Here is a 12859-nt window from a genome sequence, read left to right as displayed (position 1 = left end):
GGGCCGGGGTTCGGCGGTGGGCGGTCCCCGTCCCGCCGGGCCTCGGCCCCGGGCCGGCGGTCCTGGTCGCCCGTTCCTCGCCGGGGATGTCGGTCACGGTCTCGTCGGGCTCAGCCGTCCCGTGCCCGGGCGGGCCGGGCGTTGCGCGGCGAGGTTCCTCGCCACCGTCGACCTGGTTCACGTTGTGATCTCCCCACTCCGCTTCCCCGTCCCACCGAGATTAGCCGCACTCGTCGTGATCGCGGCACGCCGAACAGGGCGGGGCCGTGGTCTCGTGGTGTGATCACGCCAGCCACGCTGGGTAGTGCCGGCGGGTCCTCAGCCGCTGAACTGCGCGTAGAAGACGACGGCCGGCAGCAGGTTGTAGGTGGCGTGCGCGATGATCGCGGCCGCGACCCGGCCGGTGATCATCCGCGCGATGCCGATGGCCAGCCCACCGACGAGCAGCACCGGGGTGCGCTCCGGTTCCTCGTGGATCAACGCGAACACGAAGGTCGTGAGCAGCAGGATGGCGTACCGGGGTACCCGGTACTGCTCCAAGGCGCCCCACAACGCGCCGCGCACGAGCAGTTCCTCCGTGAGCGGCGCGCCGATGAAGACGAACAGCGAGAACAGCAGGATCCAGATCGCCTGCCCCTGGGCGAGCTGGCCGAGGCTGTTGATCCCGGAGGACTCGCCGTTCTCGTCCAGCGATCCCGACATCAGCAGGATCGCCATCACGAAGGCGGCGACCAGGCCGATGCCCCCGGAGAGCAGCCCGACCTTCCAGTCGCGGCGTTTGGGCACGATGCCGAAGTCGCGACGCAGCCCCTGGCCCTTCCACCAGGACAGCACGGCCGGGCCGAGCCCGAGGAAGAGGTTGGGGATGAGCGAGACGAGCAGCAGCGGCCCCATCGGTGGCGGGGCCAGCGGGTCGAACTCCTGGAACTGCCCGGCGAGGATGGCCCCGATCAACCCGGCCACCAGGTAGTAGGCGGCCCAGCCGACGAAGAACGCCAGGAATCCCCAGTGGAGGCTGTTCCGGGCGCCCGCCTCCAGCTGCGCCTCCCAGTAGCGGTCGTGCAGGCCGGGATCGCGGCCGTCCTGCACCGACCCCATCGGCTGGTACTGGTTCAGGAACCCCCCGGTGGGGGACGCGCCGGGCCCGGGGGACCCGGCGGGGCGGCCGGTGGGCCCTGCCACGGGTTCGGTGCGGGCGGGGACCCGGCCGGCTGGCCCGGGTGGGTCCCCGGCCCGGGTGGGACGGGAGCGCTGGGAGAGGCCCCGGCGGAGTGCGGGGGCGCGGGCGGCCGGCTGCCGGGGGCACCGGTGCCGGGCTGGGGCAGGCCGGTCGGCGGCGTCCGCTCCGCGTCCCCGGACCGGTCCGGAGGCCGGTGCGCTGGCTCGTCCGGTGTGGCCGACCCCGGCTCCCGCTCTTCCACGTGTTTCCCTTCGACGTCTCGACGGCGCCCCGACGCGGGCGTGCTCCTGGTGCGGGCGACGTGGCGGGCAGCCGGTTCGGCGGCTCACCGCACGACGCGCCCCCGCAACACTATGCGGGCCGGGTCGCGCAGCGCCGTCAGATCGCGGCGAGGGTCGTTCCGGTACACGACGAGGTCCGCCGGAGCCCCGTCCTCCAGGTTGGGGTGGCCCAGCCACTCGCGGGCCCGCCAGCACGCGGCGGACAGCGCCCGCTCCCGGCTCATGCCCACCCGGTGCAGCGACTCGATCTCGTCGACGATCCGGCCGTGGACGATGCCGCCGCCGGCGTCGGTACCCGCGTAGACCGGGACCCCGGCCTCGACGGCCGCGCCGATGGTGGCGTCCACCCGGGCGTGGAGGTCGCGCATGTGCGCCGCGTACCGCGGGTAGCGCACCGCCGTGTCGGCGATGGAGGGGAAGTTCTCGATGTTGATCAGGGTGGGCACGAGGGCGACCCCGCGGCGGGCCATCAGGTCGATCGTGTCGTCGGTCAGGCCGGTGCCGTGCTCGACGCAGTCGATCCCCGCGTTGAGCAGCCCGGGCAGGGCGTCCTCCCCGAACACGTGGGCGGTGACCCGGGCGCCCGCGTCGTGGGCCACGGCGATCGCCTCGGTGAGGACGTCGTCGGGCCACAGGGGCGCCAGGTCGGCGGCGGCCCCGCCGGCCGAACGGTCGATCCAGTCCCCGACCAGCTTCACCCAGCCGTCGCCGGCCTCGACCTGTTCGGCGACGGCCTTCGGCAGCAGGGACGGGTCGTCGAGGTCGACTCCCAGCCCCGGCAGGTACCGCTTGGGCCGGCCGATGTGCCGGCCGGCGCGGAGGATGCGGGGGAGGTCCTCCCGCCCGCGCAGGTGACCGGTGTCGATCGGCACCCCGCAGTCGCGGATCAGCAGGACGCCGGCGTCACGGTCGGCGCGCGCCTGGTCGACGGCCTCGTCGGGGTCGGCCGGACGGGCCCCGAGGCCGATCCCGACGTGGCAGTGGGCGTCGACCAGGCCGGGGACCACGTAGGCCCCGCTGGCGATGGTCTCGGCGCCGGGCACGGGTGCGGTGCTCACCCGGCCGTCGACGATCCACAGGTCGCGGTGCTCGCCCTCGGGCAGCACCACTCCGCTCAGGTGCAGCGCGGTCCCCACTGGATCACTTCTTCTTTTTCTTGCCGCTCTTGGTTCCGCCGAAGGTCAGGCGGTTGGGGTCGAAGTCGGCGGGCAGCTGGTCCATGCCGGCGAGGCCGGGCGGCACCTGACCGCCACCGCCGAAGGCTCCGGGACCGCCGGGCATACCGCCGGGCATTCCTCCGGGCGGGAGGCCGGGGAATCCGGGCATCCCGGCGGGCATCCGGGGCGGGGTGGGGCCGCGGCCCTTGCCCTTCTTGCCCTTCTTCCCCTTCTTGCCCTTGCGGTTGCCCCCGCCGGCACCGGGCATCCCGAAGCGACCGGCCATCTGCTGCATCATCTTGCGGGCGTCGAAGAAGCGGGTGACGAGGTCGTTGACGTCGCTGACCGCGACTCCGGACCCCTTGGCGATCCTGGCGCGCCGCGAGCCGTTGATGATCTTGGGGTCGGCCCGCTCGTCCGGCGTCATGCCCCGGATGATCGCCTGGACGCGGTCCAGCTGCTTCTCGTCGAACTGCGCGAGCTGGTCCTTCATCTGCCCGGCGCCGGGCAGCATGCCGAGCAGGTTCGCCAGCGGGCCCATCTTGCGGACGGCCAGCATCTGCTCGAGGAAGTCCTCCAGGGTGAGGTCCCCGGCGCCGATCTTGTGCGCGGCCTGTTCGGCCTGCTCGGCGTCGAAGGCCTGCTCGGCCTGCTCGATCAGGCTGAGCATGTCGCCCATGCCCAGGATGCGGCTGGCCATCCGGTCCGGGTGGAAGACGTCGAAGTCCTCCAGCTTCTCGCCGTTGGAGGCGAAGAGGATCGGCTGCCCGGTCACCTCCCGGACGGACAGGGCCGCGCCACCCCGGGCGTCGCCGTCGAGCTTGGTGAGGACCACACCGGTGAAACCGACGCCGTCGCGGAACGCCTGGGCGGTGGTGACCGCGTCCTGGCCGATCATGGCGTCGAGGACGAAGAGGATCTCGTCGGGTTTCACCGCGTCCCGGATGTCGGCGGCCTGCCGCATCAGCTCCTCGTCCACGCCGAGGCGCCCGGCGGTGTCCACGAGGACGACGTCGTGTTGGGCCCGCTGGGCCTCGGTGATGCTCCGCCTGGCGACCTCGACGGGATCGCCGACCCCGTTGCCCGGCTCGGGGGCGAACACGGTGACGCCGGCCCGTTCCCCGACGACCTGGAGCTGGGTGACGGCGTTGGGGCGTTGGAGGTCGCAGGCCACCAGCAGTGGGGTGTGCCCCTGGCCTCGGAGCCACTTGGCGAGCTTGCCGGCCAGCGTCGTCTTGCCCGCACCCTGGAGGCCGGCGAGCAGGATGACGGTGGGCGGGTTCTTCGCGAGGTGGATCCGGCGCGTCTCACCGCCCAGGATGCCGACGAGTTCCTCGTTGACGATCTTGATGACCTGCTGGGCGGGGTTGAGCGCCTGGGAGACCTCCGCGCCCTTCGCGCGCTCCTTCACCTTGGCGATGAAGGTCCGGACGACCGGGAGCGCGACGTCCGCCTCGAGCAGCGCGATCCTGATCTCGCGGCAGGTGGCGTCGATGTCGGCGTCGGACAACCGGCCCTTGCCTCGAAGGTTCTTCAGGACCGAGGTGAGCCGATCGGAGAGTGTGTCGAACACGGGGTGGCGTCTCCAGGACTCGTCGGGGGCCAACGGTGTGGCCTTGCACGTGCGAGGGTAGCCGCGCCCGGGGTGGGCGCGGCTACCCGCTCCTGACGAGGCGCGTCACGGGTGGGGTGGTGTCGGCCCCTCCCCCTCCTCCCGTTCCCGGAGTTCCAGTTCGTGGAGCTCGGCGTCGCTCAGCAGCCGGGACCGGAGCAGGAAGCGCACTCCGTCGGGGGCTTCCAGGGAGAACCCGCTGCCCCGCCCGGCGACGACGTCGATGGTGAGGTGGGTGTGCCGCCAGTACTCGAACTGGGCGCCGGACATCCACACCGGTACCGGTTCGGCCACTCCGGGGATGTCGAGGTCACCGAGGTGGCGGTCGGAGGCGCCCACCCGGAACTCGCCGTCGGGGTAGCACATGGGCGAGCTCCCGTCGCAGCAGCCGCCGGACTGGTGGAACATCAGCGGCCCGTGCCGGGTGCGGAGCCGGGCGAGCAGGTCGGCGGCGGCGGGCGTGGCCGCCACCCGCGACGCCGGGGCCCGGTCCGCCCCGGGAACGCCGTCCCGCTCCGGGGCGGCGTCCCGCTCGCAAGCGGGGTCCGGCTCCACCATCAGAACAGCCCCTGCGGATGTTCACCGTAGCTGACCAGCAGGTTCTTGGTCTGCTGGTAGTGCTCCAGCTGGACCTTGTGGGTCTCGCGTCCGATCCCGGACTGCTTGTAACCGCCGAACGCGGCGTGGGCGGGGTAGGCGTGGTAGTTGTTGACCCACACCCGGCCGGCCTGGATGTCCCGACCCGCCCGGTAGGCGGTGGTCCCGTTGCGCGCCCAGACACCCGCTCCCAGCCCGTAGAGGGTGTCGTTGGCCACCGAGATCGCCTCCTGGTAGTCGGCGAACCGGGTGACCGACAGGACGGGACCGAAGATCTCCTCCTGGAAGATGCGCTGCCGGTTGTGCCCGGCGAACACCGTGGGCTGGACGTAGTAGCCGCCGGAGAGTTCGCCGCCGAGGTCGACGCGGTCGCCGCCCAGGAGGACCTCCGCGCCCTCCTGCCGGCCGATGTCGACGTAGGAGAGGATCTTCTCCAGCTGGTCGTTGCTGGCCTGGGCCCCGACCTGGGTCGTGGTGTCCAGCGGGTGCCCCTGCCGCAGACCCCGGGCCCTGGCCAGCCCGTCGGCCACGAACTCCTCGTAGATGTCCTCCTGGACCAGGGCACGTGACGGGCACGTGCACACCTCGCCCTGGTTGAGGGCGAACATGGTGAAGCCCTCCAACGCCTTGTCGTAGTAGGAGTCCCTGGCCGCCGCGACGTCGGCGAAGAAGATGTTCGGGCTCTTCCCTCCCAGTTCCACGGTGGCGGGGATGATGTTCTCGCTCGCGTACTGGAGGATGAGCCGGCCGGTGGTGGTCTCCCCGGTGAAGGCGATCTTGCGGATGCGGCTGTTGGAGGCCAACGGCTTGCCCGCCTCCACCCCGAACCCGTTGACCACGTTGAGCACCCCGGGTGGCACCAGGTCCGCGATGAGTTCCACGAGCAGGTGGATCGAGGCCGGGGTCTGCTCGGCGGGTTTGAGCACCACCGCGTTGCCCGCCGCCAGCGCGGGCGCCACCTTCCAGGTGGCCATCAACAGGGGGAAGTTCCACGGGATGATCTGACCGACGACGCCGAGCGGTTCGTGGAAGTGGTAGGCGACGGTGTCCTCGTCGAGCTGGGAGATACCGCCCTCCTGGGCGCGCAGCGCGCCGGCGAAGTAGCGGAAGTGGTCGACGGCCAACGGGAGGTCCGCGGCGAGGGTCTCCCGGACGGGTTTGCCGTTCTCCCAGCTCTCGGCGACGGCCAGCCGTTCCAGGTTCCGCTCGATCCGGTCGGCGATCGCCAGCAGGACCCCGGAGCGTTCCGCCACGGAGGTCCTCCCCCAGGCGGGCGCGGCGGCCCACGCGGCGTCGAGGGCACGTTCGACGTCGGCCGCGGTGCCCCTGGCGATCTCGGTGAACACCTGGCCGGTGACCGGCGTGGGGTTTTCGAAGTACTCGCCGCCGGCGGGCGGGACGTACTCGCCCCCGATGAAGTGGTCGTAACGGGAGCGGTACTCGACGATGGCGCCGGGGCTTCCCGGTGCCGCGTACTGGGTCATGACCTACCTCCGTTGGTGCGGTGGTGTCCCACGACTCCCGGGGCGCGCCGCCGGGCGAGGCACCTCGGGGAGCGCCCGTGGTGCGGCGGTGGGCGCCGGCCGGGTTCGGGCGTGCACCGTAGGTCGGGCGGGGTTGCGTCGACGTTGCGCCGGCTCGGCGGCGGGCCCCGGCGACAGGGGCTGGTCGGTTCGCCGAGGTGGACGGCCGGGTTCGTCCAGGCCGGGCGTGGGTGCGCCGTCCTGCCTGGTCAGCGCGCTCGACGGGCCGGGCCCGCGCGGTGCAGGGGTGGCGCGCGGTGGGCTCGCGGTGAGCTGGGGCCCGCGCCCCGCGCGCCGACCACATCCCCCGAACAGGTGAAGCCGATTGTGGTGCGCGGCCCAGGGGACCGAGGATTCCGGTGCGGGCGCGCCGGGGTTGGCGCGGTGCGGGTCGCGCGTCTCCTCCCCCGAGCACGTCGCCCCCGGAGGTCAGATGGCAGCGGAGTTCCCACGGTCCGCGCCGTGGCGGCCGGTCGCCGCCCCCGCCGAGGAACGGTCCGAGCACCAGCTGCGCGCCACCCATGAGGCCGTGTTGGGCGGGGACCTCGCACGCCGGCCACGCCCGCTGGTCTGGGAGTCCTGGCAGCGGTCGCTGGCCGCCGAGGTGCGCCCCGACTCCCCTGTTCCCGAGATCGGGTTCGACCGGGCTGAGCTGGCCGCGCGCCGATCCGCCCACCCGCTGGCCGCGGTGCTCCCGGAACTGCGGGAGCTGCTGGTCGGGATCGCCGACGAGGCCGTGCACCTGATGATCGTCACCGACGCGGAGGGCCACATCCTCTGGCGGGAGGGACATCGGGACCTGTGCCACCGCGCGGACCGGGTCGGACTGCGGGAGGGCACCTGCTGGAGCGAGGACGCGATGGGCACCAACGCGATGGGCACCGCGCTGGCCGTCCGGCGCGCGGTGCGCATCCACTCCGCCGAACACCTGGTGCGCACCTACCACCCGTGGACCTGCGCGGCGAGCCCGGTCCGCGACCCGGACAGCGGCGCGATCGTCGGGAGCGTCGATGTCACGGGGCCGCTGTCCTCCGCGCACCCGGCGACGGCCGCGCTCGTCAGGGCCGCCGTGGAACTGGCCCAGGCACGGCTGGCGGAGCGGATGCGCGAGCGGGACTCCTGGCTCCGGCACCGCCACGGTTCGGTGTTGCGCCGCCGCCCCGGCGAGTTGCGGGCGGTGGTCACCCCGACCGGCCGGGTGGTGGGTGACGGGCTGCCGGGCTGGGTACCGGCCAGGGTGGTCCCGGTGGTGGACGGCGCCGGGCGGCGGTGTGGCTGGCGGATCGACGACGGCACCGTACCGGGCCTCGGGCCGGGGGCGGCGTCGTGGGAACCGCTGGACGACGGCTGCCACCTGCTCCGGCTGAGCACGCGCCCCCACCAGCGCGGTCGCTCCGCGAGGCCGGCCCGGGGCGCACGGCCGGCCCGTCCCGCCGGCCGCGACCGGAGCCTGGCCGTCGGCGGCGGGGCGGAGGAGGAACCCGCGGTGCCGGCCACCAGCCCGCTGCCGCCGGGTCCCCCCGGCCCTGGCGGGTCCGCCTCCCCACCGCGCGGGGTCTCCCTGCTGCGGCTGCTCGGCACGACACCCTCGGCGGTGGTCGACGGCCGGGAGGTCCGGCTCTCGGTCCGGCACTGCGAGCTGCTGCTCGCCCTCATCCTGCACCGGGGCGGCCTGACCGCCAGCGAACTGGCGCTGCACGTGCATGGCGAGCACGGCAGCCCGGTGACGGTCCGGGCCGAACTGCACCGGCTTCGACGGCGGCTGACCCCGCAGGTGCTCACCGCCCGTCCCTACCGGTTGTCCCCGGCGGTCCGCTCGGACGTCGAGGCGGTGCGGTCCGCGCTCGACGACGGCCGGACCGGCGACGCCGTCGCCGCCTACACCGGTGAACTGCTGGTCGCCTCGGAGGCACCCCTGGTGCGGGCGGAGCGGGAGGTGCTGCACGCCTCGGTGCGGGCGGGGGTGCTGCGGGACGGCGACCCGGCGGTGCTGCTGCGGTTCCACCGACGGTGCGCCGTGCCCGACTCGACCGTGCTGGAACGCCTCGTGGAGGTGCTGCCCGCCCAGGACCCACGGCGCGCGCTGGCCGAGGCCACGCTGCGCACCGGGTGACCGCCGAGATGGGGGCGGGGCCGGCGGATGCCCCTCAGAAGTCGCCCTCAGCCACCTGCATGACGGTCAGGCCGAGGCCGCGCCACAGCCGCACCACCTGGTCGCGGTCGTCGAGCACGAAGACGACCCGGTAGTGGTCCCTGATCTCCCGGTCGAACATCTCCAGCTTCACCACGGCGTCCTTCCGCCGGTCACCGGGTTCCCGCATCAGCAGCAGGTCGTGGGGCACGTCCACGTGCCGGGCCAGCCACCGTTCGGTGGCCCCCCGGCTCCCGCTGGTCCGCCCGGAGCAGAACAGGACGCGGTGCCCGGTGGCGTGCATGCCCCGCAGGGCGGCGATGACGGCCGGGTTGGGCTGGTCGGACTCCACCCGTGACTCGTCGTAGGGGGAACGGTCGCCCACCAGGGCCACCGTGCCGTCGAGGTCGCACATCACGGCGGCGGGCAGGTCGCGGCGGGGGTGGTAGGGCCTGCCGGTCGTCTCCTGCCCGCGCTCCGGTTCGGACGCCGGGGGCACCGGCAACGGCAGCTCGCGGCCGGCGAGGTAGCGCCGCCACAGATCGCGGATCACCCCTTCCCCGACCGGTTCCTCCCGGGCGGCGTCCCGCGCCACGCAGTCCTCCAAGGGCACCGAGGTGAAGTCCCGCACCTCGAAGTCGGCGCCCGACCGCCGGGCGAGGTCCCGTAGTTCCCGCAGGTAGCGGGCGCGGAGGTTGGTGTCGTCGACGACGACGGTCACCCCGAGGTCGAGCTGGGCGCGGATCAGCGCGTGCTGCGCGGCGGTCACCTGCCGCTCGGTCGCACCCCGGTGCGACGCGGCGCCGTGCAGCATCACGCGCAGGTCGTCCCGGTTGACTCGCACGGCTCGATCACCGGACTTCGCGACGTACCGCTTCGCCCAGGTGGTCTTTCCCGACCCGGGGAGGCCACGGGTGGCGATCAGCGCGGTCACCTCGTCGAACCCTCCTGTCTGGCCACGGCGCACCGGAGCCACGGTAGACCGCTCGGCGGTGGGGGGAGAGCCTCCTCGGCAGCGGTCGGGTGGACGGACCAGTGCATTCAGTCCGAAGAGGGCACGTCGCGGACCTGCCTGCCGATCCACTGGCGATGGCACCGCCCGCGGAGCAGCCAGTTCGGATGTTGATCGCGCCTCAGTGCTGGATCAGGCCGCCGACCGGGACGGCAGCGACGTGGCCAGTCGCCGGAAGCGTCTGAGCCAGGGCGAGGCCGACATCGACCAGCGATGACCGGCGCAGGCGAGTGACATCGGGGATCGGAGTCCAGACCGACTCAGCGATTTCGCCGTTCGGCTCCGGCCGCAGCTCGCCGCCGGTGACACGGACCTGGTAAAAGACGCCGACGTTGTGATGCTCCGGTCCACCGGGGATGGCACGTTCGGCCGCGGGGATCACCCGGGAGTCCACGCCCAGCAGCCGTTCGACCACCGCATCGCAGCCGGTCTCCTCTGCGACCTCCCGGATCACCGCGTCGAACGGATCCTCCGCGTGCTCAACCCTGCCACCCGGAAGAATCCAGTTGCTCTCGCCCTTCGGCGGCACGTGACGGGCGAGCAGCACCCGCCCGCCCTCGATGCACACGGCGTACGCCGCCAGCCGGACACTCATTCCCCCGCACCTCCCACCGGACCCTATCCCGACGTCCAAGATCGATGAGACGCCATGAGCGCAAGGTGGAGCTGGAGCAAATTCTTACGCCTGGGGCCACTTCAGTTCCGCGCGGTGGAGCCCGAAGAAGTGCTCACAGACACGCACTCCGGGGACGGGGACGGGGACGGCCCGCCGGGTCCGCTTCGGACACGCTCCCGGGCCGTTCTTGGCGCGCTCGGGCCCACGACGGGATGCCCGGCGGCCGGCGCACGGCACCCCGGGATCCGGGTGCACGCGCACCACCCCAGTCCAGTAGACACCGCCGGCCGCCGCAGCGGCAGCCGCCGAACGGCTGACGTCCGAGCGGGCGGGCGGCGGTACCCCGACACCCGCCCGCTGGCTCGAATGGTGTCGTACCGTCTTCGCGTGCCCCGCCGACCAGGCCGGTGCCCCGACCGGACAGGGGAAAACCGATGTCCCGCTGGTTCACGCTCCTCGACCGGCACCGGCGCGCGGCGGCGGGCCTGGCGGTGGTCGCGGTCGTCCTCACGGGATGTTCCACCGCCGGCCCCCCGGCTTCGGACGCGGGTGTCGGCGAGGCCGCTCCGACCCCGTCCGCGACACCTCCGGCGACCACTCCCTCCGCCGAACCCCTGACGGATCCCGAGGAGTCGCCGGCTCCCTCCGCCGCGCCCACCACCTCCTCCGACTCCTCCACCACCCGCACCGAGGACGACGCCGGCCCCCACGCCGACGAGGTCCCCGTGCCCCGGGACGCCACCACGCGGGGGCTGGGCAGCTTGTCCACCCTGGACCCGTGCGGTCTGGTCGCCGTCGAGGACCTCGACTTCCAGCAGCCCGAGCTGGTGACCGTCGAACCCCGGCTGACGCACTGCCTGCTGACGGTGACCCTGCCAGCGGACGAGGAGGTGACCGCCCAGGTCCAGGTCGACCACGACGCCGACCCGACCGGTGCGGCACTGCTCGCGGTCGGGGCCCGCGGCTCGGCCTGGGTGGTCGAGTACTGGAGCGCGGCGACCGGCATGTGCCTGCGGGAGGGGGTGTTCCCCGACGGGCTCGTCGTCCGGGTGACGACCCTGCCCTCGGACGGTGTTCCCGTGTCCTCCGACCGCGACGACACCTGCCGCCTCACCCACGTCCTGCTCAACGCCGCGGTCGACCGGGTGGCCGACGGCTCGGCACGACACCTGCCGGTGGGGTCGGACAGCCTGATCGCCCGCCGGATGTGCGGCCTGCTGCCGGTCGACCGGGTCCGCGCCGTCGCCCGCACCTCGGGTGAGTGGCACGACGTCGACCCGATGGGCCGGGGCTGCGTGTGGGGAGCCGACGACCTCACCGCCGGCGAACCCGCCGTCGCCCTGTCCCTGACCAGCAACCACGCCCTGCGAGGAGCCACCAGGACCCTGCACGGGCGCCCCACCCGGGAGCAGCGGGTCACGATCCGCCCCGGCTACCGAGGATGTGTCCTCGGCGCGGAGGGCGGCGAGTTCCACCCCGCGCACGCCACCGTCCCCGGCCCGCACCGCGAGGCCCTGACCCTGGGCGTCTACGGCGGGTCCGGGTTCGACGAGCTGTGCGGTCGCGCCTCCCGGCTCAGCGGCGCGGTGTGGCCGCTGCTGGCCGACTGAGACCGCCGACCCCGAGGGCGGGCCACGAAGGGGCCCAGCGGCGGGCAGGGCCGGCGGTGCGCGCGGTCCGGCGGGTGGCCGTCACGGGCCACGAGTCCCACGAACCGGCGCCGGCGGTCAGGGGGTGTCAGTACAAAAAGGATGATCGGCACCCCTCGCCGCCGCCGCGTCCTCGGGAGGTCGCATGACCGGACAGCCACGGTCCCTCGTCGTCGTCGGGGACTCGACGGCCGCCACCTACGCCGCCGACGAGGCCCCGCAGGCGGGTTGGGGGCAGGCCCTGCCCGCCTTCCTCCGACCGCACCTGACGGTGCGCAACACCGCCTGGCCCGGGGCCAGCACCAAGAGCTTCCTCGACAGTGGACGCGGCGCGGCAGCCCTGGACCTGCTCCGCCCCTCGGACCTGCTGCTGGTCTCCTTCGGTCACAACGACCACAAGGCGTTCGACCCGGCGCGGTACGCCCCGGCGGACACCGATTACCGGCACAACCTGCGCCTGTTGGTCGACGGCGCCCAGCGGCGGGGAGCCCGGCCCGTGCTGGTGACCTCCGTGGAGCGGCGGGTGTTCGACGAGCGGGGCCGGGCCGGGACCTCGCACGGGCCCTACCCGGCGGCGATGATGGAGGTCGCGGCCGCCACGGGGGCCAGCGCGGTGGACCTGGCCCGGATCAGCCGGGCCCGCTGGGACCGGCTGGGCCCCGAGCGCACCGCGCGGGAGGTGTTCCTCTGGTTGGCGCCCGGCGAGAGCCCGAACCACCCGGAGGGCGTCCGTGACGACACGCACTTCACCGGGTCGGGGGCGGTGGTCGTCGCGCGGATGCTGGTCTCCGCCCTGCGCCGGCTGGGGGTGCTGTCCGAGGAGGACGTCCGGGGTCTGGACCGGGAAATGGAGGCCGGGGAAGTCGGGTGGCCCGAGGTGCGACCGGCGGCCGCGCTCGGGGCGGGCTGACGGTCCCCGGTGTCGCATCTCGACCGTCCTGGTGTCGGCGGAACGGTGCTGGGGTTGGGCGGCGCGGCAGGCCGGACGGCGGCACGACCCCGTGCGGGTTCAGCGGCCGGAGCCGTGGGAGCCCCACGTCCTCGGGCCCCGAGCGCCGGCCAGGAGACCGGCTGGTCGCGCGCGTGCCCACATCGAGCCAT

General features: G+C 73.8%; 10 protein-coding genes. 3 read left to right on the top strand and 7 right to left on the bottom strand.

Annotated features, from left to right (window positions below; translation table 11 throughout):
* Positions 1-318 precede the first annotated feature (318 nt).
* From G443_RS23115 to exaC, 5 genes are all read right to left on the bottom strand, one after another.
* Positions 319-1098, bottom strand: a complete 780-nt coding sequence (locus G443_RS23115) for a CPBP family intramembrane glutamic endopeptidase (protein WP_051314208.1) — start codon at positions 1096-1098, stop codon at positions 319-321.
* A gap of 407 nt (positions 1099-1505) precedes the next feature.
* On the bottom strand, positions 1506-2597 hold the full coding sequence (locus G443_RS23110; protein ID WP_245588899.1) for an amidohydrolase family protein: 1092 nt from the start codon (positions 2595-2597) through the stop codon (positions 1506-1508).
* 4 nt (positions 2598-2601) lie between these two features.
* Positions 2602-4191, bottom strand: coding sequence for a signal recognition particle protein (gene ffh, locus G443_RS23105; protein ID WP_026419907.1), 1590 nt, complete (start codon positions 4189-4191; stop codon positions 2602-2604).
* Positions 4192-4296: 105 nt separating this feature from the next.
* Positions 4297-4701 carry a DUF779 domain-containing protein gene (locus tag G443_RS23100; protein WP_155886237.1) on the bottom strand — a complete coding sequence of 135 codons (405 nt, stop codon included), beginning with the start codon at positions 4699-4701 and terminating at the stop codon, positions 4297-4299.
* Positions 4702-4787: 86 nt separating this feature from the next.
* On the bottom strand, positions 4788-6311 hold the full coding sequence (gene exaC, locus G443_RS23095; protein WP_026419905.1) for an acetaldehyde dehydrogenase ExaC: 1524 nt from the start codon (positions 6309-6311) through the stop codon (positions 4788-4790).
* 472 nt (positions 6312-6783) lie between these two features.
* Here exaC and G443_RS23090 point away from each other — a divergent pair, with 472 nt between their 5' ends.
* Complete coding sequence (locus G443_RS23090) at positions 6784-8463, top strand: helix-turn-helix domain-containing protein (protein WP_035292723.1); 1680 nt, start codon at positions 6784-6786, stop codon at positions 8461-8463.
* A gap of 34 nt (positions 8464-8497) precedes the next feature.
* On the opposite strand, the gene G443_RS23085 is transcribed toward G443_RS23090, so the two are convergent.
* Together G443_RS23085 and G443_RS23080 are read right to left on the bottom strand one after the other, a co-directional pair.
* The gene (locus tag G443_RS23085) at positions 8498-9448 is read right to left on the bottom strand and encodes a phosphatase domain-containing protein (RefSeq protein WP_245588898.1); all 951 of its coding nucleotides are present in this window, start codon (positions 9446-9448) and stop codon (positions 8498-8500) included.
* Between the two features lie 166 nt (positions 9449-9614).
* The gene (locus tag G443_RS23080) at positions 9615-10088 is read right to left on the bottom strand and encodes an NUDIX hydrolase (RefSeq protein WP_026419903.1); all 474 of its coding nucleotides are present in this window, start codon (positions 10086-10088) and stop codon (positions 9615-9617) included.
* A 455-nt stretch (positions 10089-10543) separates the two neighbouring features.
* On the opposite strand from G443_RS23080, the gene G443_RS23075 reads away from it, so the two are divergent.
* Both G443_RS23075 and G443_RS23070 read left to right on the top strand, forming a co-directional pair.
* The gene (locus G443_RS23075; RefSeq protein WP_026419902.1) at positions 10544-11719 is read left to right on the top strand and encodes a hypothetical protein; all 1176 of its coding nucleotides are present in this window, start codon (positions 10544-10546) and stop codon (positions 11717-11719) included.
* 184 nt (positions 11720-11903) lie between these two features.
* Positions 11904-12668, top strand: a complete 765-nt coding sequence (locus G443_RS23070) for a rhamnogalacturonan acetylesterase (RefSeq protein WP_081715606.1) — start codon at positions 11904-11906, stop codon at positions 12666-12668.
* The last annotated feature ends 191 nt before the right edge of the window (positions 12669-12859 follow it).

Origin of the sequence: Actinoalloteichus caeruleus DSM 43889 (assembly GCF_000429185.2) — a bacterium.
Classification (GTDB): Bacteria; Actinomycetota; Actinomycetes; order Mycobacteriales; family Pseudonocardiaceae; genus Actinoalloteichus_B; species Actinoalloteichus_B caeruleus.
This window is presented reverse-complemented; position numbering and strand designations above follow the sequence as displayed.

Coding starts and splice junctions, on each gene's coding strand:
- G443_RS23090 (WP_035292723.1), top strand. CDS start 6,784: ATGGCAGCGGAGTTCCCACGGTCCGCGCCGTGGCGGCCGGTCGCCGCC.
- G443_RS23075 (WP_026419902.1), top strand. CDS start 10,544: ATGTCCCGCTGGTTCACGCTCCTCGACCGGCACCGGCGCGCGGCGGCG.
- exaC (WP_026419905.1), bottom strand. CDS start 6,311: ATGACCCAGTACGCGGCACCGGGAAGCCCCGGCGCCATCGTCGAGTAC.
- G443_RS23070 (WP_081715606.1), top strand. CDS start 11,904: ATGACCGGACAGCCACGGTCCCTCGTCGTCGTCGGGGACTCGACGGCC.
- G443_RS23115 (WP_051314208.1), bottom strand. CDS start 1,098: ATGGGGTCGGTGCAGGACGGCCGCGATCCCGGCCTGCACGACCGCTAC.
- G443_RS23080 (WP_026419903.1), bottom strand. CDS start 10,088: ATGAGTGTCCGGCTGGCGGCGTACGCCGTGTGCATCGAGGGCGGGCGG.